The organism is Pseudomonas lactucae (genome assembly GCF_036688725.1).
GTDB classification, from domain to species: Bacteria; Pseudomonadota; Gammaproteobacteria; order Pseudomonadales; family Pseudomonadaceae; genus Aquipseudomonas; species Aquipseudomonas lactucae.
Genome location: NZ_JAQQPT010000014.1, coordinates 93,754 through 113,202, shown reverse-complemented (window position 1 = coordinate 113,202; position 19,449 = coordinate 93,754). Strand labels below are relative to the sequence as shown.

The 19,449-nt window shown below is 60.5% G+C and carries 17 protein-coding genes; 8 read left to right on the top strand and 9 right to left on the bottom strand.

Annotation, left to right across the window (positions count from 1 at the left end; translation table 11 throughout):
* Positions 1 to 160: 160 nt before the first annotated feature.
* The 5 genes from V6M90_RS17510 (at position 161) to cobA (ending at position 5,835) form a co-directional block, all read left to right on the top strand.
* Complete coding sequence (locus V6M90_RS17510) at positions 161 to 1,387, top strand: CmpA/NrtA family ABC transporter substrate-binding protein (RefSeq protein ID WP_003175510.1); 1,227 nt, start codon at positions 161 to 163, stop codon at positions 1,385 to 1,387.
* A gap of 13 nt (positions 1,388 to 1,400) precedes the next feature.
* Complete coding sequence (locus V6M90_RS17505) at positions 1,401 to 1,976, top strand: ANTAR domain-containing response regulator (RefSeq protein ID WP_003175511.1); 576 nt, start codon at positions 1,401 to 1,403, stop codon at positions 1,974 to 1,976.
* 210 nt (positions 1,977 to 2,186) lie between these two features.
* The gene (locus tag V6M90_RS17500) at positions 2,187 to 3,398 is read left to right on the top strand and encodes a nitrate/nitrite transporter (protein WP_003175512.1); all 1,212 of its coding nucleotides are present in this window, start codon (positions 2,187 to 2,189) and stop codon (positions 3,396 to 3,398) included.
* A complete protein-coding gene (locus V6M90_RS17495; protein ID WP_332846853.1) occupies positions 3,398 to 5,068 on the top strand; it encodes a bifunctional protein-serine/threonine kinase/phosphatase in 1,671 nt (556 codons plus the stop codon). The genes V6M90_RS17500 and V6M90_RS17495 overlap by 1 nt, the downstream gene beginning before the upstream one ends.
* A gap of 26 nt (positions 5,069 to 5,094) precedes the next feature.
* Positions 5,095 to 5,835, top strand: coding sequence for a uroporphyrinogen-III C-methyltransferase (gene cobA, locus V6M90_RS17490; protein ID WP_003175515.1), 741 nt, complete (start codon positions 5,095 to 5,097; stop codon positions 5,833 to 5,835).
* A 60-nt stretch (positions 5,836 to 5,895) separates the two neighbouring features.
* Here cobA and V6M90_RS17485 read toward each other — a convergent pair whose 3' ends face one another.
* From V6M90_RS17485 to ppsA, 8 genes are all read right to left on the bottom strand, one after another.
* Positions 5,896 to 6,876: an OmpA family protein gene (locus V6M90_RS17485; RefSeq protein ID WP_003175517.1), complete on the bottom strand. Its 981-nt coding sequence runs from the start codon at positions 6,874 to 6,876 to the stop codon at positions 5,896 to 5,898.
* Between the two features lie 107 nt (positions 6,877 to 6,983).
* Positions 6,984 to 7,574 carry an RNA polymerase sigma factor SigX gene (gene sigX / locus V6M90_RS17480; RefSeq protein WP_003175518.1) on the bottom strand — a complete coding sequence of 197 codons (591 nt, stop codon included), beginning with the start codon at positions 7,572 to 7,574 and terminating at the stop codon, positions 6,984 to 6,986.
* An 87-nt stretch (positions 7,575 to 7,661) separates the two neighbouring features.
* Positions 7,662 to 8,486, bottom strand: a complete 825-nt coding sequence (locus V6M90_RS17475; RefSeq protein ID WP_003175519.1) for a mechanosensitive ion channel family protein — start codon at positions 8,484 to 8,486, stop codon at positions 7,662 to 7,664.
* 2 nt (positions 8,487 to 8,488) lie between these two features.
* A complete protein-coding gene (locus V6M90_RS17470; protein WP_003175520.1) occupies positions 8,489 to 8,734 on the bottom strand; it encodes a hypothetical protein in 246 nt (81 codons plus the stop codon).
* Between the two features lie 86 nt (positions 8,735 to 8,820).
* On the bottom strand, positions 8,821 to 9,816 hold the full coding sequence (locus V6M90_RS17465) for a zinc transporter ZntB (RefSeq protein WP_003175521.1): 996 nt from the start codon (positions 9,814 to 9,816) through the stop codon (positions 8,821 to 8,823).
* Positions 9,817 to 9,841: 25 nt separating this feature from the next.
* Positions 9,842 to 10,333, bottom strand: coding sequence for a ribonuclease E activity regulator RraA (rraA, locus tag V6M90_RS17460; RefSeq protein ID WP_003175522.1), 492 nt, complete (start codon positions 10,331 to 10,333; stop codon positions 9,842 to 9,844).
* A 187-nt stretch (positions 10,334 to 10,520) separates the two neighbouring features.
* The gene (locus V6M90_RS17455; protein WP_332846852.1) at positions 10,521 to 11,510 is read right to left on the bottom strand and encodes an alpha/beta fold hydrolase; all 990 of its coding nucleotides are present in this window, start codon (positions 11,508 to 11,510) and stop codon (positions 10,521 to 10,523) included.
* A gap of 107 nt (positions 11,511 to 11,617) precedes the next feature.
* The gene (ppsA, locus tag V6M90_RS17450) at positions 11,618 to 13,993 is read right to left on the bottom strand and encodes a phosphoenolpyruvate synthase (protein WP_003175524.1); all 2,376 of its coding nucleotides are present in this window, start codon (positions 13,991 to 13,993) and stop codon (positions 11,618 to 11,620) included.
* A 178-nt stretch (positions 13,994 to 14,171) separates the two neighbouring features.
* On the opposite strand from ppsA, the gene ppsR reads away from it, so the two are divergent.
* Positions 14,172 to 14,990 (top strand): posphoenolpyruvate synthetase regulatory kinase/phosphorylase PpsR, encoded by an 819-nt coding sequence (ppsR, locus tag V6M90_RS17445; RefSeq protein ID WP_003175525.1) that lies wholly within the window; start codon positions 14,172 to 14,174, stop codon positions 14,988 to 14,990.
* Positions 14,991 to 15,056: 66 nt separating this feature from the next.
* On the opposite strand, the gene V6M90_RS17440 is transcribed toward ppsR, so the two are convergent.
* Complete coding sequence (locus V6M90_RS17440) at positions 15,057 to 16,481, bottom strand: aminotransferase-like domain-containing protein (protein WP_003175526.1); 1,425 nt, start codon at positions 16,479 to 16,481, stop codon at positions 15,057 to 15,059.
* A gap of 160 nt (positions 16,482 to 16,641) precedes the next feature.
* On the opposite strand from V6M90_RS17440, the gene V6M90_RS17435 reads away from it, so the two are divergent.
* Positions 16,642 to 17,535, top strand: a complete 894-nt coding sequence (locus tag V6M90_RS17435) for a DMT family transporter (protein WP_176156662.1) — start codon at positions 16,642 to 16,644, stop codon at positions 17,533 to 17,535.
* A 23-nt stretch (positions 17,536 to 17,558) separates the two neighbouring features.
* On the top strand, positions 17,559 to 19,439 hold the full coding sequence (gene moeB, locus V6M90_RS17430; RefSeq protein ID WP_141063521.1) for a molybdopterin-synthase adenylyltransferase MoeB: 1,881 nt from the start codon (positions 17,559 to 17,561) through the stop codon (positions 19,437 to 19,439).
* Positions 19,440 to 19,449 lie beyond the last annotated feature (10 nt).

Sequence of the window (19,449 nt, the reverse complement as noted above, 5' to 3'; positions counted from 1 at the left end):
CTGACCTATCGATCCGTGGCATGTGCCTTGCTTTGCACTCTGTATCAAAGCACGCGCCAACGGCGGAACGGGCTTACGGACAAAGGCGTCGTTACCCGCAATGGCTTGCAGCGCCATCCGAGGGAGCGACGTTTTTTTTTGAAAGAAAAGGTAGGTGTTGATGAACGATTCGGTTGGCAACAGCCCGATGAACGATCCGCTGGCATGGGTCAACGGCAGTGATGCCCCGGAAAAGAGCAGCCTCGACCTGGGCTTCATGGCCTTGAGCGATTGTGCGTCCCTGGTGGTCGCGGCCACCCAGGGCTTCGCTCAACCCTATGGCCTGACCCTGAACCTCAAGCGCCAGTCCTCATGGGCCAACCTGCGGGACAAGCTGGTCAGCGGCGAACTGGACGCGGCCCACAGCCTGTACGGGCTGATCTACGCCGTACACCTGGGCATCGGCGGCGTCGTGCCCACCGACATGGCCGTGTTGATGGGCCTGAACCAGAACGGTCAAAGCATCAACCTGTCCCACGAATTGCAGCAGCAAGGAGTGGTCACTCCTGAGGCACTGGACCGCCATGTGCACCAAAGCCGAACAAAACTGACCTTCGCTCAGACCTTTCCCACAGGCACCCACGCCATGTGGCTGTATTACTGGCTGGCGAGCCAGGGTATTCATCCGTTGCAGGACGTGGACAGCGTCGTGGTCCCGCCGCCGCAAATGGTCGCGCACCTGCAAGCCGGACGTATTGATGGTTTCTGCGTCGGCGAACCCTGGAGCGCCAGCGCCGTCGTGCAAAAACAGGGCTTTACCCTGGCCACCAGCCAAGCGATCTGGCCCAATCATCCGGAAAAGGTCCTCGGCTGCACCCAGGCTTTCGTCGATCAATACCCCAATACCGCCCGCGTGCTGGTGATGGCCATCCTCGAAGCCAGCCGTTTTATTGAAGAGAGCCGCGAAAACCGTCGCTCCACCGCGCAGTTGCTCAGCGGCCGCGATTACCTCGACACCCCGCTCAACTGCATCGAACCGCGCCTGCTGGGCGCCTATGACGACGGCCTGGGCAACCAATGGCAGGACCCCCACGCCCTGCGCTTTTTTGCCGGTGGCGAGGTAAACCTGCCGTACCTCTGCGACGGCATGTGGTTCATGACCCAGTTTCGTCGCTGGGGCCTGCTGCGCGACGACCCCGACTACCTCGGCGTTGCCCGCCAGGTGCAGCAACTGGCGCTGTATCGCCAGGCCGCCGAGGCGCTGGGCATCACCGCTGCGGACCAGGACATGCGCAGCAGCCAATTGATCGACGGCAAGGTCTGGGACGGCTCCGACCCGGCCGCCTACGCCCGCAGCTTTCGCCTGCACGCGCTGGCCGAACCCGCCAACCGCCAAGCCTCGCGCTGACAGGAGCACGTCCATGCTGCGAATCCTGTTGATCAATGACACCCCACGCAAAGTCGGGCGCCTCAGAACCGCACTGATCGAGGCCGGTTTTGAGGTGATCGATGAGTCCGGCCTGATTATCGATTTGCCGGCGCGCGTCGAAACGGTGCGCCCGGATGTGATCCTGATCGATACCGAGTCACCAGGCCGTGATGTGATGGAGCAAGTGGTGCTGGTCAGCCGCGACCAGCCGCGACCGATTGTGATGTTTACCGACGAACACGACCCGAACGTGATGCGCCAGGCGATCAAGTCCGGCGTCAGCGCCTACATCGTCGAAGGCATCCAGGCCCAGCGCCTGCAACCGATCCTTGACGTGGCCATGGCCCGCTTCGAAAGCGACCAGGCCTTGCGCGCCCAGTTGCAGGCCCGTGACCAGCAACTGGCCGAGCGCAAGCGCATCGAGCTGGCCAAGGGCATGCTGATGAAAATGAAGGACTGCAATGAGGAGCAGGCATACACCCTGATGCGCCGCCAGGCCATGAGCCGCCAGCAGAAACTGATCCAGGTGGCGGAGCAGATTATCGCCATGAGTGAGTTGCTCGGCTGATTTGGCTCATCTCTTGCTAAACAAACATCACAGGTAACCAACGGCGGTTGCCCCTCCACGACAAAGACGTCGCACATCCGGTTTGCCCTCGCGAACCCGGTGGCGGCGTTTTTTCGTTTTGGCCCCGGCAGCACGGGGCCGGTGGGGTGGCCTTCGTCGGCGACTCCATCACAGGCCTTCTTACAAGACTCCCAACCGTTGAGGTGCGTGATGAAATCAAGCTTCTGGAAATCCGGGCACACCCCGACCCTGTTTGCCGCGTTCCTGTATTTCGACCTGAGCTTCATGGTCTGGTATTTGTTGGGCCCCCTGGCGGTGCAGATCGCCGCGGACTTGCAGTTGACCACCCAGCAACGCGGCCTGATGGTGGCTACGCCGATCCTGGCCGGCGCGGTGCTGCGCTTCCTGATGGGCATGCTGGCGGACAGGCTGTCGCCCAAGACCGCCGGGATGATCGGCCAGGTGATTGTGATCGTTGCCTTGTTCGGCGCCTGGAAACTGGGGATCCACAGCTACGAGCAAGCCTTGCTGCTGGGGCTGTTCCTCGGCATGGCCGGGGCCTCGTTCGCCGTGGCCCTGCCGCTGGCATCGCAGTGGTACCCGGCCGAGCATCAAGGCAAGGCCATGGGCATCGCCGGTGCCGGTAACTCGGGCACTGTATTCGCCGCCCTGCTGGCGCCGGTACTGGCGGCGGCATTTGGCTGGAGCAACGTGTTCGGTTTCGCGCTGATTCCGCTGATCCTGACCCTGATCGTCTTTGCCTGGCTCGCGCAAAATGCCCCTGAGCGCCCGAAAGCCAAATCCATGGCTGACTACTTCAAGGCCCTGGGCGACCGCGACAGCTGGTGGTTCATGTTCTTCTACAGCGTGACCTTCGGCGGCTTTATCGGCCTGGCCAGTGCCCTGCCCGGCTACTTCAACGACCAGTACGGCCTGAGCCCGGTGACCGCCGGCTACTACACCGCTGCCTGCGTGTTCGGTGGCAGCCTGATGCGTCCCCTGGGCGGCGCCCTGGCCGATCGCTTCGGCGGGATTCGTACGCTGCTGGGCATGTACAGCGTGGCGGCGATCTGCATCGCGGCGGTGGGTTTCAACCTGCCCAGCTCCTACGCGGCGCTGGCACTGTTCGTCTGCACCATGCTCGGCCTGGGCGCGGGCAATGGCGCGGTATTCCAACTGGTACCGCAGCGCTTTCGTCGTGAGATCGGCGTAATGACCGGCCTGATCGGCATGGCCGGCGGCATCGGTGGTTTCGCCCTCGCGGCGGGCATGGGTGCGATCAAGCAGAGCACCGGCAGCTATCAATTGGCCCTGTGGCTGTTCGCCAGCCTGGGCGTGCTGGCCTGGTTTGGCCTGCATGGCGTCAAGCGTCGCTGGAGAACCACCTGGGGTTCGGCCGCCGTGACCGCCGCGCGCGTCTGATGAGCCTGCAACTGAGCGTTGCCCAGGCCAGCGCCATCGGCCCACGGGCCGAAAACCAGGATGCGCTGCGGGTGGTGACACCCGTGGCGGAACTGGCCGCGAGCAAAGGTTACCTGTGTGCCATGGCCGACGGTGTCAGCCAGTGCGCCGACGGCGGCCTGGCCGCACGCTCAACCTTGCAGGCCCTGGCCCTGGATTACTACGCCACGCCGCAAACCTGGGGCGTGGCCCAGGCGCTGGAGCGCTTGCTGCTTGCACAGAATCGCTGGCTGCAGGCCAATGGCGGTGGGCAGCCCTTGCTGACCACCCTCAGTGCCCTGGTGTTTCGCGGCCAGCGCTTTACCCTGACGCATGTGGGTGACTGCCGGGCCTATCGCTGGCTGGACGGCGAGTTGCAGCGCATCAGCGAAGATCACGTATGGGAGCAGCCGGGCATGCAGCATGTGCTCAAGCGCGCCCTTGGCCTGGATCAGCACCTGGTGGTGGATTTTCTCGATGGCCAGTTGCGCGAAGGCGAGTGTTTCCTGCTGCTCAGCGATGGCGTGTGGGCCACCCTGGGCGATCACAGCATCCGTGCGATCCTGCGCGAACAAGCTGACCTGGACCAGGCAGTCAACACCCTGGTCAACGCTGCGCACCTGGCCGGCAGCCAAGACAATGCCAGCGCCTTGCTGGTACGTATCGATACCCTCGGCGAAGCCACCCTGGGCGATGCCCTGGTGCAATTACAACAATGGCCTCTGCCACCGCCGTTGAAACCCGGCCAACACTTTGAAGGTTGGCAGGTAGATGCGGTGCTGGCCCACAGCCGACAGTCGTTGCTGTACCGGGTGCGCGATGCCCAACAACAATCCTGGCTCCTGAAAACACTGCCCCTGACCCGTGACGACGACAACGACGCCGGCCAGGCACTGCTGTCGGAGGAATGGTTTTTGCGGCGGGTGGCCGGGCGAGCGTTTCCTGAAGTGCATGCGGCCAGTGCACGCCAGCATTTGTACTACGTCATGCGCGAATATTCCGGGCAAACCCTGGCCGAACTGTTCCAGCGCCAGGGCCCATTGCCCCTGGCGCAATGGCAGGCCGTGGCCGAGCGTTTGCTGCGGGCCGTGGGCATGCTGCACCGGCGGCAGATCCTGCACCGCGATATCAAGCCGGAAAACCTGCTGCTGGGGGACGACGGTGAACTGCGTGTGCTGGATTTTGGCCTGGCCTATTGCCCAGGCCTTTCAGAAGACCGCGCCCATATGCTGCCCGGCACCCCAAGCTTTATCGCGCCCGAGGCTTTCAATGGCGAGCGGCCTACGGCCCGGCAGGATTTATACAGCGTGGGCGTCACGCTGTATTACCTGCTCACCGGGCACTACCCCTACGGCGAAATCGAAGCCTTCCAACGCCCCAAATTCGCCCAACCGGTCAACGCGAGTCGTTATCGCCCCGACCTGCCGGATTGGCTGCCACTGAGCCTGGAACGGGCGGTGGCCGCACAACCGGCACAACGCTACGAAACCGCAGAAGAATGGTTGCTGGTCCTGGAACACGCAGACCGCCAAGAGCTGAGCATTCGTCCCAGGCCGTTGCTGGAGCGTGAACCCTTGAAGGTCTGGCGAACCCTGGCACTGCTGTCTCTGCTGATCAACCTGGTGCTGCTGTATTCACTTTTTCACGGCTGATGTCATCTCTACACGAGGGAACCCCCATGAATGCAAAAGTCTGGCTGGTGGGCGCAGGCCCCGGCGACCCGGAGTTGTTGACCCTCAAGGCGGTACGCGCCATGCACGAAGCCGATGTGGTGTTGATCGATGACCTGGTCAACCCGGCGGTACTGGAGCACTGCGCCGAGGCGCGAGTGATCACCGTGGGTAAACGCGGTGGCTGCCGCTCGACCCCGCAGGACTTTATCCACCGCCTGATGCTGCGTTACGCGCGCCAGGGCAAGTGTGTGGTGCGGCTCAAGGGCGGTGATCCATGCATTTTCGGACGCGGTGGCGAAGAGGCTGTGTGGCTGCGCGAACGCGGCGTCGAGGTAGAGTTGGTCAACGGAATTACCGCCGGCTTGGCGGGTGCCACCCATTGCGCGATTCCTTTGACCTTGCGGGGTGTGAGCCGAGGTGTGACCCTGGTCACGGCGCACACGCAAGACGACAGCAGCCTCAATTGGCGCGCGCTGGCCGAAGGCGGGACGACGCTGGTGGTGTACATGGGCGTGGCGAAGCTGGAAGAGATTCGTCGGCAATTGCTCGACGGCGGGATGGCGGCGGATATGCCGGTGGCGATGATCGAAAACGCATCGCTGCCTCAGCAGCGTGAGTGTCGCAGCGAGCTGTCCCGCATGCATGAGGACGCGCAGGCATTTGCCTTGAAGAGCCCGGCGATCCTGGTGATCGGCCGTGTCGCCGGCAGCGAACAGGCCGCATACCTCGCAGCAGCCAGTGCCTGAGGCAAATTTCAGGCGAAAAAAAGCCCGGCCTAAGCCGGGCTTTTTTCTACCACTCAGTAATTACTGAGCTTGAGCTTCAACCGACGCTTCTACGCGACGGTTAACAGCACGACCAGCTTCAGTTGCGTTGTCAGCAACTGGGCGGGATTCGCCGTAACCTACAGCAGTTACACGGCTAGGAGCCACGCCGTCTTTAACCAGGACTTGCTTAACAGCGTCAGCACGACGCTGGGACAGCTTCTGGTTGTAAGCGTCTGGACCTACGGAGTCAGTGTGACCAGCAACTTCTACGTTGGTAGCTGGGTACTGAGCCATGAAGTCGGCCAGGTTTTTCACGTCGCCGTAGCTGTTAGGCTTAACAACGGCCTTGTCGAAGTCGAACTTCACGTCCAGCTCAACACGAACAACCTGAGCAACTGGAGCTTCTGGCTCTGGAGTTGGCTCTGGAGCTGGTGCTGGGGTAGGAGCTGGAGCTGCTGCGCCAGCGTTACCGCCGAAGTTCACGCCCAGGCCGACCAGTGCGGAGTAGTCCCACTTGCCGTTGTCCAGACCGTAGTCAGCTTCAACACCGGCACGAGCGTACAGGTTGTTGGTGAAGTAGTACTTCACGCCAGTACCAACGGTAGCGAAGGTAGTCTGGTCGCGACCGCTGTGGCCGTCAGCTTGAACGTTGGTACGGCTCTGGTGGCCGAAACCGCCTTCTACGTATGGACGCAGGCTGTCTACGCCAGCTTGACCGAAGTGGTATTGGGCAACGAGGCTGCCGGTATCACCTTTGATCTTCTGGTTGCCAGTACCGTCGTTCGAACGGGTGTGGTTGGTCTTGTCGTAGGACAGGTTCAAGGACAGGTCGTCGGTCAGGAAGTAACCGATGCGAGCGCCAGGATTGAAGCCGTCTTCGATGTGCTTGACGCTATCGTTGTACTGCTTCTTGTAGAACAGCTCGCCTTCAACTGCGCCTTGGCCTTGTGCCAGAACGCCGAAAGAAGTAGCGGCAATAAGAGAACCAATGGCCAAGCCCAAGGTGTTTTTCAGTTTCATCCGTTAAATCCCCATCTGGTGATTGTAAAGCAGTCCCACAAACCGGGGGACAACTCGGCGACAAGTCTAACAGAACTTGCCTACACGTAAGAGATATTTGCCAAGCACTAAGTTTCAGTCTCGCCCGCAAATTTCTCACGTAATTTATCTAGAGCACGTTTGTAACGCATTTTTGTAGCACTCAAACCCATGTGCATGATGTCGGCGATTTCCTGAAATTCCAGCTCTGCGACAAAACGTAGCACCAGAATTTCCCGGTCAATCGGGTTCACATACACCAGCCAGCGATCAAGTCCGCCCTTTTCCTCGGGTGCCGGCGCCTTTTCTTCGGACGCCTCCTCAAGGGGGTCGAGACTCAGAGCGTCCATCAAGCGACGCTTTCGCCGTTCCTTACGATACTGCGTGATGCACTCGTTGTACGTGATGCTGTAGAGCCAGGTCTTGAACTTCGATTTGCCCTCGAAGTTCTTGAGGCCGTACAGCACCTTGAGCATCACTTCCTGACAGACATCATCCGCATCTCTATCGTTCCCTAAATACCTTGAACAAACGTTGAACAAAGTGCGTTGATATCTGCGCATCAATTCTTCGTACGCGCGTGTGACGTGAAACAGCTCCGTGTGCGCGCGCGCGACCAACTCCTCATCAGAGAGCTCACGGGGGTCATAGCGCGTGGACAGCGTTTGGGCTTTATTCAAAACAAGTCGTGCCGACAGTCAGGTCAATGTCCGCCACAGCCCGGTCAGCCGGGTTCGCGGCGGCGTACATTAGCAGGGTTTGCCGGGTTAGCGGCTACTGACCTGCTGTTCCAGGAGAATCCGATTGGACAACGACACCAGGTCGCCGTCATCGGTCAGCACGGTCGTCTTGACTGTGCCGATCTCCTCGATTTGCCCTTCGACCTCGCCCACACGTACCTGTTGGCCCACCTGATACAACTCACGCACATAGATTCCCGCAAGAATCTGGCCGGCAATTTCCCGGCTTCCCAAGCCCATGGCCAGCGCAACGGCCAGACCAACGGTAATCAAAACAATCACGATCACGTGGTTGAGCAGGTCAGTCTTGACCTCCAACTGGCTGATCGCGACCGAAATACTGATGATGATCACCAGGCCTTGGGCAATTCGCCCAAGGCCGGCCGCGTAGTCCAGCCCCACGCCTTCCGCGGCGCCACGCACCAGCCCATTGGCCAGTTGCGCCAGCAGAACGCCCACCAGCAATACCAGCGCGCCGCCGAAAACCTTAGGCAAATACAGCGCCAGCATGTCGAGCGTAGCTGAAACTCGCTCAAGTCCAAGGGACTGAGCCGCAGAAACCAGGAAAATCAGCAGGACAAACCAATAGACGATCTTGCCGATCAACGTGGAGATCGGCACCTGCAGCCCTGCACGTCCCAGCAATTTGGTCAGGCCGGTACCCGCCATCAGGCGGTCAAGGCCCAGTTTTGCGAGCAGCTTGGACAGCAAGGTGTCGAGCAGCTTGGCCACGACAAAGCCCAGCAACACCAGGACCAGGGCACCAAACAGGTTGGGAATGAAGTTCGCCACCTTGGTCCACAATGCGGTCATCGCGGTGACCAGGCTCTGGGTCCAGAGATCAAGTTCCATATTCAATCAGCCTTATCAGCAGTGCGAGCAAGAGGTTTACGACGGGAAACCGGTGAGACGTGCGCCGAACCATTGTTCAGGGCCATCATCAACGCCGGCAACCAACGACCGAGCAGACTGAACAGATCACCCGCCCCAACCTGACGGTTGGCGGTTTTCAACACGCGGCCCAGGCAGGCGTCGTCGTCGCGGTTGGACGGCGAGGCATTGAGCATGTCACGCAAAGACTGTTCGAACGGATCGTGCATAAAGACCTCTCGCAAGTGTTTTAAAAGACGAGGGTAAAATTCGTTGGGTCACATGGGACCCTTCCTACGTTCAGGTCATATTCAGCTCAAACCCAGCGCAATCGTCGAAATAGCCACCATTGTCCGAGTGCCACCGACACCATCAACAGGCACGCGATCATGAATCCGTAAGGGCTCGCCGAGAAGGGTATGCCCCCCACATTGATGCCCAGCAAGCCGGTCAAAAAGCTCATCGGCAGGAAGATCCCGGTGATGATCCCGAAGCGGTACATGGTGCGGTTCATGCGTACGCTCAGGCGGCGGTCTTCGGCCTCAAGTACAAGCCCCACGCGCTCCCGGGTCAATTCGAGCTCTTCCAGGTAACGGGTCAGGCTGTTGTTCAATTCGTTCCAGTAATCGGCATCGTCGTCACAGAACCAGGGCAATTTGATCCGCGTCAGTTGGGCAAAAATATCCCGCTGCGGCGCCAGGAATCGCTTGAGCCCAGCGGCTCGTCGACGAATTTGCAAAATGCTGCCGTGCTCGGGGGTATACCGTTCGTCGGTATCGAGCTTTTCTTCCTCGGTATCGACGATTTCGGACAGGTCGGTGACCAGATCCTGCACTTTATTGGTCAAGTACTGCGCCATATAAAGGATGAGTTCCGACGCCGTTTTCGGCCCTTTGCCTTCCGACAGTTGCACCAACAGCTCGTCAGTGGCCCGCAAAGGACGCAAGCGCAGGGAAATCACCCGGCTGGCGGCGGCAAAAATACGCACCGAGACCATGTCTTCCGGCTCGGCTCCTGGGTTGAGATTGACCCCGCGCAGGAACAGCAGCAGTTCGGCATCCGGCAACGGCAACAGACGTGGACGGGTGTTCTCCTCCAGAAGCAGGTCACAGGCGAACTCGCTCAGCCCACTGGACTTGCGCAGCCACGTCTGGGTTTGCGGATGGCTGCGATCCCAGTGCAGCCACAGGCTTTCCTGGGGTTGCAACTGCAACTCGTCGAGCTCAGTCCGGGCAATCGAACGCGCACCGCCTTTACCGTCCAGCACCAGGGCATGCACCAGCCCCCATTGCGCGTTTTCTTCCTCGAACATCCTCCCCCCTATCGGCTATTGCGGTTTATTCAGGCATTTGCAGCGGGCTGGGCGAGACGATCACACCGTTGTTGTCGGCGTAGATGTACTCACCCGGGCGGAACGTCACACCGGCAAACGTGACCACCACGTTCAGGTCGCCGATGCCGCGCTTGTCGGTCTTCATCGGATGGCTGGCCAGGGCCTGAACGCCCAGGTCGGTTTGGGCAATGACATCGACATCACGGATGCAACCGTAGATCACCAGCCCTTCCCAACCGTTTTTCGCGGCTTTTTCGGCAATGATGTCGCCCAGCAACGCGCGGCGCAGCGAACCACCACCGTCGACCACCAGCACCTTGCCAGCTCCCGGCTGGTCGGCTTGTTCCTTGACCAGCGAGTTATCTTCGAAGCACTTGATGGTGACGATTTCGCCACCAAAGGAATCTCGGCCGCCGAAATTGCTGAACATCGGCTCGACCACCTGCACCAGCTCCGGGTAGGCGTCGCACAGGTCTGGGGTCACGTAATGGTTCATTGAAAAATTCCTTTCTGCCAAAGAAGTGTCTTTCGAAAGAAGCGCCAGCGAGGCCGGTGCGCAACATCCCACTCGCTTCGTCGCAACGCAATAGCGACGAAGCGACTGAATATGACCAGAAGCGTTTAACGCGTCATATCTTAGCCGCAACCTCGCAGGAGCGAAACGCCCTTGGCAGCGCTCTGCGTCATACCGTGGCCAGCGCCTCGGCCGGTGCGCCAAGCAACGGTGTAAGCGGGTCTTTCAACCATTGCACCACCAGCGGCCACACTTCCACCTGGGCCGCCTTGCTGACCAGCATCTGTACATGTCCGAAATCTTCGATAAAACCTTGCCGGCGGCCCAGGCACAGGTACTGGCGATGCTCGGCGCCGACTTGTTCGAACAACTTGCGGCAGGCCCAGTCCGGGTCTTGCTGGTCGCCCGCGGCGCTGACAGCCAGCAGCGGCACATCGACGTCCGCCAAGCCCTTCCACCAATCACGCTCGCGCTCGCCGAACCGCCCGAACAGGCCATTCCAGCGCATCGCCTCAATCAGCACTCCGGCCGGCTCATCCTCGGGGCCGCGCTTGAATCGCGGCCCGGACAACTGGGCAAGGCGTTTGAGCACCAAGCGGCTGCCCCACTCCACTGGCGGGATTTTCAACGGCCAATGCGTGCGACTCACCTGGCTGCCAAACAACGCCACCGACGCCACCGCCGGCGGCCCCAGGTATTGCCCGCCCAAGGCGGCAGCCAGGGTTATCCCGCCGAGGGAATGACCGATCCAGTGCGGGATCTGCGTGCTTTGCTCGCGCACAAACGCACCGATGGCCGGCAAGTCGTAGCGCGCATAGTCGGCGACCCGATTTCTCACATAATCGTGATTGCGTTTGGACAGGCCATGGCCGCGCATTTCCGGAATCCACACATCAAAGCCCTGGCGTGCCAGATAGGCGCCCAGGCCGATGCCCTTGGGGGAATACCAGAAGCGCCGATTGGAAAAACTGCCATGCAACAAAATAACCGGAATGCCGCGGTTTTCCGGAACATCGGCCAGGCCCAAACGCGTCACCGCCAGCTCGACGGTACCGTCGGGGCTGTTGCCGGGCTTGAGGCGGTACACATCTTCACTCAGGTCGCCACGACGTTCAGCGCTGATCAGGGCGACAGGAAACAGGTTGCTGCTGCTTTGCATAATGCTCTTGCACAAAAAAGGGCGGCGTCCACAAGGATTCCCGCCCTGTACAGATAAGAATGCCGGTCACCCTCGACGAGTGACCGGCACTTTTTGACGTAGCGGCCTTAGGCGGACGCTTGGCCTTCAGCCAGGAAGAACCAGGTTTCCAGCACGGAATCGGGGTTCAGCGAGACGCTTTCGATGCCCTGTTCCATCAGCCATTTGGCCAGGTCAGGGTGGTCGGATGGGCCCTGGCCGCAGATGCCGATGTACTTGCCGGCCTTGTTACAGGCCTGGATGGCGTTGGCCAGCAGCTTCTTGACCGCAGGATTTCGCTCGTCGAACAGGTGGGCGATGATCCCCGAGTCGCGGTCCAGGCCCAGGGTCAGCTGGGTCAGGTCGTTGGAGCCGATGGAGAAGCCGTCGAAGAACTCCAGGAACTCTTCGGCCAGGATGGCGTTGGATGGCAGTTCGCACATCATGATCACGCGCAGGCCGTTTTCACCACGGGACAGGCCGTTTTCAGCCAACAGGTCCACCACCTGGCTCGCTTCGCCCAGAGTGCGCACGAACGGCACCATGATCTCGACGTTGGTCAGGCCCATCTCGTTGCGCACGCGCTTGAGGGCACGGCATTCGAGCTCGAAACAGTCACGGAACGCTTCGCTGATGTAACGCGAGGCGCCACGGAAGCCCAGCATCGGGTTTTCTTCTTCCGGCTCGTAGAGCTTGCCGCCGATCAGGTTGGCGTATTCGTTGGACTTGAAGTCCGACAGACGCACGATGACCTTTTTCGGATAGAACGCAGCAGCCAGGGTGCTGATGCCTTCCACCAGCTTCTCGACGTAGAAGCCCACCGGGTCGTTGTAGCCGGCGATGCGCTTGTCGACGCTGTCCTTGATATCCAGCGGCAGGCCGTCGTAGTTCAACAGGGCCTTGGGGTGCACCCCGATCATGCGGTTGATGATGAACTCCAGGCGGGCCAGGCCCACACCGGCGTTCGGCAACTGCGCGAAATCGAAGGCACGGTCGGGGTTGCCGACGTTCATCATGATCTTGAACGGCAGGTCCGGCATCGCGTCGATGGAGTTCTGCTTGATGTCGAAGCCCAGCTCACCTTCGAAGATGAAGCCGGTGTCGCCTTCGGCGCAGGAAACGGTTACGCCCTGGCCATCCTTGAGCAGTTGGGTGGCGTTGCCGCAGCCCACTACCGCCGGGATCCCGAGTTCACGAGCAATGATCGCCGCATGGCAGGTACGCCCGCCACGGTTGGTAACGATGGCGCTGGCGCGCTTCATGACCGGTTCCCAGTCCGGGTCGGTCATGTCGGAAACCAGTACGTCGCCGGGCTGGACCTTGTCCATCTCGGACACGTCCTTGATGATCCGCACCTTGCCGGCGCCGATGCGCTGGCCGATGGCACGGCCTTCCACCAGCACGGTGCCGGTTTCTTTCAACAGGTAGCGTTCCATGACGTTGGCCGAAGTGCGGCTCTTCACGGTTTCCGGACGGGCCTGCACGATGTACAGCTTGCCGTCGTCACCGTCCTTGGCCCACTCGATGTCCATCGGGCACTTGTAGTGCTTTTCGATGATCATCGCTTGCTTGGCCAGTTCGCTGACCTCAGCGTCGGTCAGGCAGAAACGTGCGCGCTCGGCCTTGTCGACTTCAACGGTTTTTACCGAACGACCGGCCTTGGCCTCGTCGCCGTAGATCATCTTGATGGCCTTGCTGCCCAGGTTGCGGCGCAGGATGGCCGGGCGGCCGGCCTCAAGGGTGTGCTTGTGAACGTAGAATTCGTCCGGGTTGACCGCGCCTTGTACGACGGTTTCGCCCAGGCCGTAGGCACCGGTGATAAACACCACGTCACGGAAGCCCGATTCGGTATCGAGGGTGAACATTACGCCGGCGGTGCCGGTTTCCGAACGCACCATACGCTGCACGCCGGCAGACAGGGCGACCAGCTTGTGGTCGAAACCCTGGTGCACGCGGTAGGAAATGGCGCGGTCGTTAAAGAGGGAGGCAAACACTTCCTTGGCCGCACGGATCACGTTTTCCACGCCGCGGATGTTCAGGAAGGTCTCTTGCTGGCCGGCGAAGGACGCGTCCGGCAAGTCTTCGGCGGTGGCCGAGGAGCGCACGGCAACGGCCATGTCCGGGTTACCGGCCGACAGTACGGCGAAGGCGGTACGGATTTCTTCGTTGAGCTTCTCGGGGAACTCGGCTTCCATGATCCATTGACGGATCTGGGCACCGGTCCGGGCCAGGGCGTTGACGTCATCGACGTCCAGGGCATCCAGCGCGGCGTGGATCTGAGCGTTGAGGCCGCTCAGCTCGAGGAAATCACGGTAGGCCTGGGCCGTGGTGGCGAAACCACCGGGCACCGACACACCTGCGCCTGCAAGATTACTGATCATCTCGCCGAGGGATGCGTTCTTGCCCCCCACATGCTCTACATCATGGACGCCGAGCTTATCGAGGGAAACTACGTACTCTACCAAGGTGATCTCTCCACTAACTGTGTTGGAAAAGCTCAGGACGCCGGCTGCTCAGTAGGAGCGAATACCGCCGTTTGTGGCCTGGACCTGGAAAATAAGTGAGAATGCGGCCCACCATGGGACGGCAAAATCGCGCCTATCATATCCAAGATTCGTCATCAGCTTAAGGCCCAGGGCTCAAATGAAACGATCTGCTTTCTTTATTTCCGACGGCACCGGCATCACAGCCGAAACATTGGGCCAAAGCCTGCTGGCGCAGTTCGAAAACGTTACCTTCGCCAAATTCACACGGCCTTACATCGACAGCGTGGATAAAGCGCGGGCCATGGTACAACAAATCAATCTGGCGGCTGAAAAAGACGGCTTTCGCCCGATCATTTTCGACACCATCGTCAACCAGGACATCCGTGAGATTCTCGCAACGTCGAATGGTTTCATGATCGACATCTTCTCCACCTTCCTGGCGCCGCTTGAGCAGGAGTTGAGCGAACATTCCTCCTACTCCGTCGGAAAGTCCCATTCCATTGGGCACAACTCCAATTATATGGAGCGTATCGAGGCGGTGAACTTCGCCCTCGATAACGACGATGGCGCCCGCACCCACTACTACGACAAGGCCGACCTGATCCTGGTCGGCGTGTCGCGCTGCGGCAAAACGCCCACTTGTCTGTACATGGCCATGCAATTCGGCATTCGCGCGGCCAACTACCCGCTGACCGAAGACGACATGGAGCACCTGACCCTACCGGCCGCCCTGCGTGCGCATTCGCACAAGCTGTTCGGCCTGACTATCGACCCGGACCGCCTCACGGCCATTCGTAACGAGCGCAAGCCCAATAGCCGCTATTCCAGCTACGCCCAGTGCGAGTTCGAAGTGCGCGAAGTAGAAAATCTGTTCCGGCGCGAGAATATTGCGCACATCAATTCCACGCATTTTTCGGTGGAAGAAATTTCGGCGAAGATTCTGGTGGAGAAGGGTGTCGAGCGGCGGTTCAAATAACCTGTGGGAGGGGCGGTGCGACGATTGACTTGCCCCTCCCACATGTGGGTCGGTGTACATTCAGACCTACAGATGGAACCGTCCGCCTCCCTGCCCCAGCGCCGTCGCCAGCGCATCGAACCCGGCCCGCAACAACTGATCATCGCCCGATGTATTGCAAATACTCGCCCGAATAAATTGCGGCACTGCCGTCTGCCCGACAGCAAACGCCTCGGCGGTGGCGATCAGGTAATTGTGCTGCTTGAGCTCCGCCTCGATTTCCGAGGCGCGCCAGGGCTCCGGTACTTCAATCCAGAAGTGCGGACTATTGAGGTGGGTGCGGTATGCCAGCCCGCCCAGCAGGTCACGCACCAACGCTTTGCGCCGGCTGATCTCGTTGATCTGCTGGCGCAGCAGGTACTGCGCCGTGCCGTTCTCGATCCACTGCGTGGCCAGCTCCAGGGTCACCGGCGTGGCCATCCAACAGGTTGAGCGCAGGGCTGCCGAAATACGGCTGACCAGCGCCGGTGGCGCATGCACGTAACCCACGCGCAACCCGGCGGACACCGCCTTGCTCAGGCTGCTGATCAAAATCGTACGTTCAGGCGCGAAATAGCTGAGGGGTGGCGGACGGTCTTCCACCAGCACACCGTGGGCTTCATCCTCAAGAATCAGCAGATTGTGTTCGCGGCAGACCTTGGCCAACGCTTCGCGGCGCGCCACCGAAAGCACTGCGGTGGTGGGGTTCTGGATCGTCGGTGTGCAGTACAACGCCGAAATCCGGTGGTTGCGACAGACTTCCTCCAACGCGCCTGGCAGCAGGCCTTCTTCATCCATCTCCAGGCCGATCAGGCGTATGCCGAGCATCCGCGCCGCCGTGATCAAGCCTGGGTAAGTGAGTTGCTCGGTGACCACCGTATCACCGGCCCGCAGCAGCGCCATCATCGTGCAGAGCAGGCCGTGCTGGCCGCCGTTGACGCAGATGACCTGCTCGGGAATCGGATGGAAATCACGCTGCACCAGCCACTGTGCTCCCGCCTCGCGATAGCGTGGCAGGCCGGCATCGGGGGTGTAGGCGCTGATGTCCTGGAGAAACTTGGCGTTGGTCGACAGGTTTTGCAGGCTCTGCGCCAGGAAGGCCGTTTCCTGACCCGGAATATGCATGTTGCGACTCATGTCGAAGTACTGGCGTGGCTCTTCGCTGACGTTGCGAAAACCTTCATCACGCTGGCGCTCCATCCCACGCTTGCGTACGAAAGTACCGTCACCTACTCGCGCCACCACCAACCCAAGGCGCTCCAGCTCGCCGTAGGCCCGGCTGATGGTGCCGATGGTCACGCCCAGGTTATCGGAAAGCACTCGATGGGGCGGCAACTTTCTTCCCGGTTCAATCAAGCCTTCGAGGATGCCCCGTTCCATGACATCGGACAGGCGTTTGTATTTCACGCCCTGCCCGCTGGACAAGCCCTCACGCATAATTGACACCATGTCAATATTTGTTTTGACAGCCATCTTTAGCCCTAATAGTGTGCTTTTACGGGTTCAATCGCCGATTTTTACAACTCATTACAAGCTCAATATAGAGTTCAATTCCGGCTCAGGGAAGCAATAAACGATGCCAATGTCCGCCGTTCTCGAAAACACCGCCAAAACCAAAACGCAAAAACAGTGGTTGGCCGGGCTGGTAACCAGTGTGATGTTCCTGGTCGTTTGCCTGAGTTGGGGCACCACCTGGCTGGGCATCAAGATTGCCGTGGAAAGCGTGCCGCCCCTGACATCCGCCGGCCTGCGCTTCCTCATCGCCTTCCCGCTGTTCCTGTGTTTTGCCATGGTGCGCCGCGAGCCGATCCTGTTTCCCCGGGAAAGCCGCTGGTTCTTCGTATTCGTGACCCTGTCCTACTTCAGCGTTCCCTACTACCTGCTCAACTACGGCGAAATGCACGTATCGTCCGGCCTCACCGCCCTGCTGTTCAGCTGCATGCCCGTCTTCATCCTGATCTTTTCCGCGCTGTTCCTGCGCGAGCGTATCTACTTTTCCCAGGTGGTCGGCATCGGCATCGGCTTCGGCAGCCTCTACATGATCATCAGGAGCCAGGGCCTGCACCTGGACCACGCCGAGTTCCTGGGGGTATTGGCGATTCTGAGCGCCGCGATCATGCACGCCTTGTGCTACGTCATTACCAAGCAAAAAGGCAGTGCGATCAGCGTCATCACCTACAACACCCTGCCCATCGGCATTGCCGGGTTGATGCTGTTCGTGGCCGGCCTGTGGTTTGAGACGCCCACCTTCGAAAACATCACCCTGCGCTCCTGGAGCGCACTGTTCTACCTGGGGCTGGTGGCCTCGGTGGGCGGGTTTATCGTGTACTTCATGCTGCTCAAGCGCTTGAGCCCGATCATCCTGTCGTTCGTGTTCATCATCTTCCCGGTGTTCGCGGTGATCATCGGCGCCTGGTACGAAGGCGTGGCGATTTCCCGCGACCTGATGCTGTACTCGGCCATCCTGCTGGCCGGCTTTGCGATCACCAAGTTGCCCGTTGAAAAACTCCTGGCCAAGAAAAATTGACCCTTCATCAACGCGAGAGAAACATGGAAGTCCTCCGCCCCACCGCCCTGGAACAGATCTACGCCCACGCCAGCCGCAGCTACCCCGAGGAATGCTGTGGCTTCGTCTTCGCCGACGGCAGCGTGTACCTGGGCAGCAATATCCAGAATGAGCTGCACCGCAAGAACCCCGAGATGTACCCGCGCAGCGCGGCCAACGGCTACACCTTTTCGGTGGCCGACACGCTGTTGATGAACAAGGCGTTTCGCAGCGACAACCCGGTGGTGGTGATCTACCACTCCCACCCGGACGTCGGCGCCTATTTCAGCGATGAAGACCAGGACAAGGCCCTGTTCATGGGCGAACCGATCTACCCCGTGAGCTACCTGGTAGTCGACGTTCGCCGGGGCCAGGCCCTGGGTTCCAAGCTGTTTGCCTGGGATGGCAAGCAGTTCGCCCTTAAACCTTTCAACGACCTGAACACGGAGTTGTCCATGAACGCTGTCTCTTTCCCCGACATTCTGGTTCGCGTGGCCAAGCTGCCGGAATCGACCCTTGAGGGTTCCGGATCGACATTGCGCGAAGTCATTGAAAACCTCTGCACCCACCACCCGCAGTTGCGCCAGCACCTGTTTCACGACAAGAACAACCAGCTCAAGGAGCACTTCCTGTTCACCGCCGAGGAAGCGCTGATTGAAGCCGATGAACCACTGCCGGAAAAAGCCAGGATCGAAGTGTTGCTCGCGACGTCCGGCGGCATCGACGTCGACGCCCCGAGCAATGAAGCAGCCCTGAGCAATGAAGAGGTACAGCGCTATGTACGCCACATCACCCTGCCGGGCGTCGGTCGCGAAGGCCAGTTGAACCTCAAAAAAGCCAAGGTGCTGATCATCGGCACCGGCGGCCTGGGCTCGCCCATCAGCTTGTACCTGGCGGCAGCCGGCATCGGCACCCTGGGCCTGGTGGATTTCGACGTGGTGGAGAGCAGCAACCTGCAACGCCAGATCGTCCACGGCAACAGCACCCTGGGCATGCCCAAGGTCGAGTCCGCCAAACAGCGTTTGCAGGACCTCAACCGGCATATCCGGATCAACGCGCATAACACCGCCCTGAATGCCGACAACGCCCTGGAACTGGTGGGCGCCTACGACCTGGTGATCGACGGCACCGATAATTTCGACACGCGCTACCTGGTCAACGACGCTTGCGTGCAATTGGGCAAGCCATTGGTGTACGGCGCCATCTACCGTTTCGACGGGCAGATCAGCGTGCTCAACTACAAAGGCGGGCCGTGCTATCGCTGCCTGTTCCCCCAGGCCCCGCCGGCGGAACTGGCACCCAATTGCAGCGCCGGCGGCGTGATCGGCGTGCTGCCCGGCGTGGTCGGGATGATCCAGGCCACAGAAGCAATCAAATTGCTGATCGGCATAGGCGAACCTCTGTCCGGGCGCCTGATGCGCTTTGACGCGCTGGCGATGAAATTCAGCGAGATCCGCTTCAAACGTCGCGCCGACTGCCCTTGCTGCTCGGCACTGCGTCATAGCGAAAACATGGCCCCAGCCGTATGCGCCGACGCCGTACCCAGCGCACCGTCACTGGCCGAAGAGCGCTACATCAAGCCACGGGTACTCAAGCAACTGCTCGAACACCCACGCAGCGCCGACGTGCTGCTGGACGTACGTGACGCCAGCGAACTGGAGGTGTGCAAGTTGCCGGGCGTGGTGCATATCCCCCTGGCCGAGCTGGACGGCCAACTCGACCGCCTCAGCCGCGACAACACCCACTACCTGATCTGCTACGCCGGCACCCGCGCCGAGCAAGCCGCCAGCACACTGCTGGCCGCCGGTTTTGCCAACACCAAGGTCCTGCAAGGCGGCATGAAACACTGGGTTCGCGACGTCGAACCCGACATGCCGTTGTACTGAGCGGAGGACT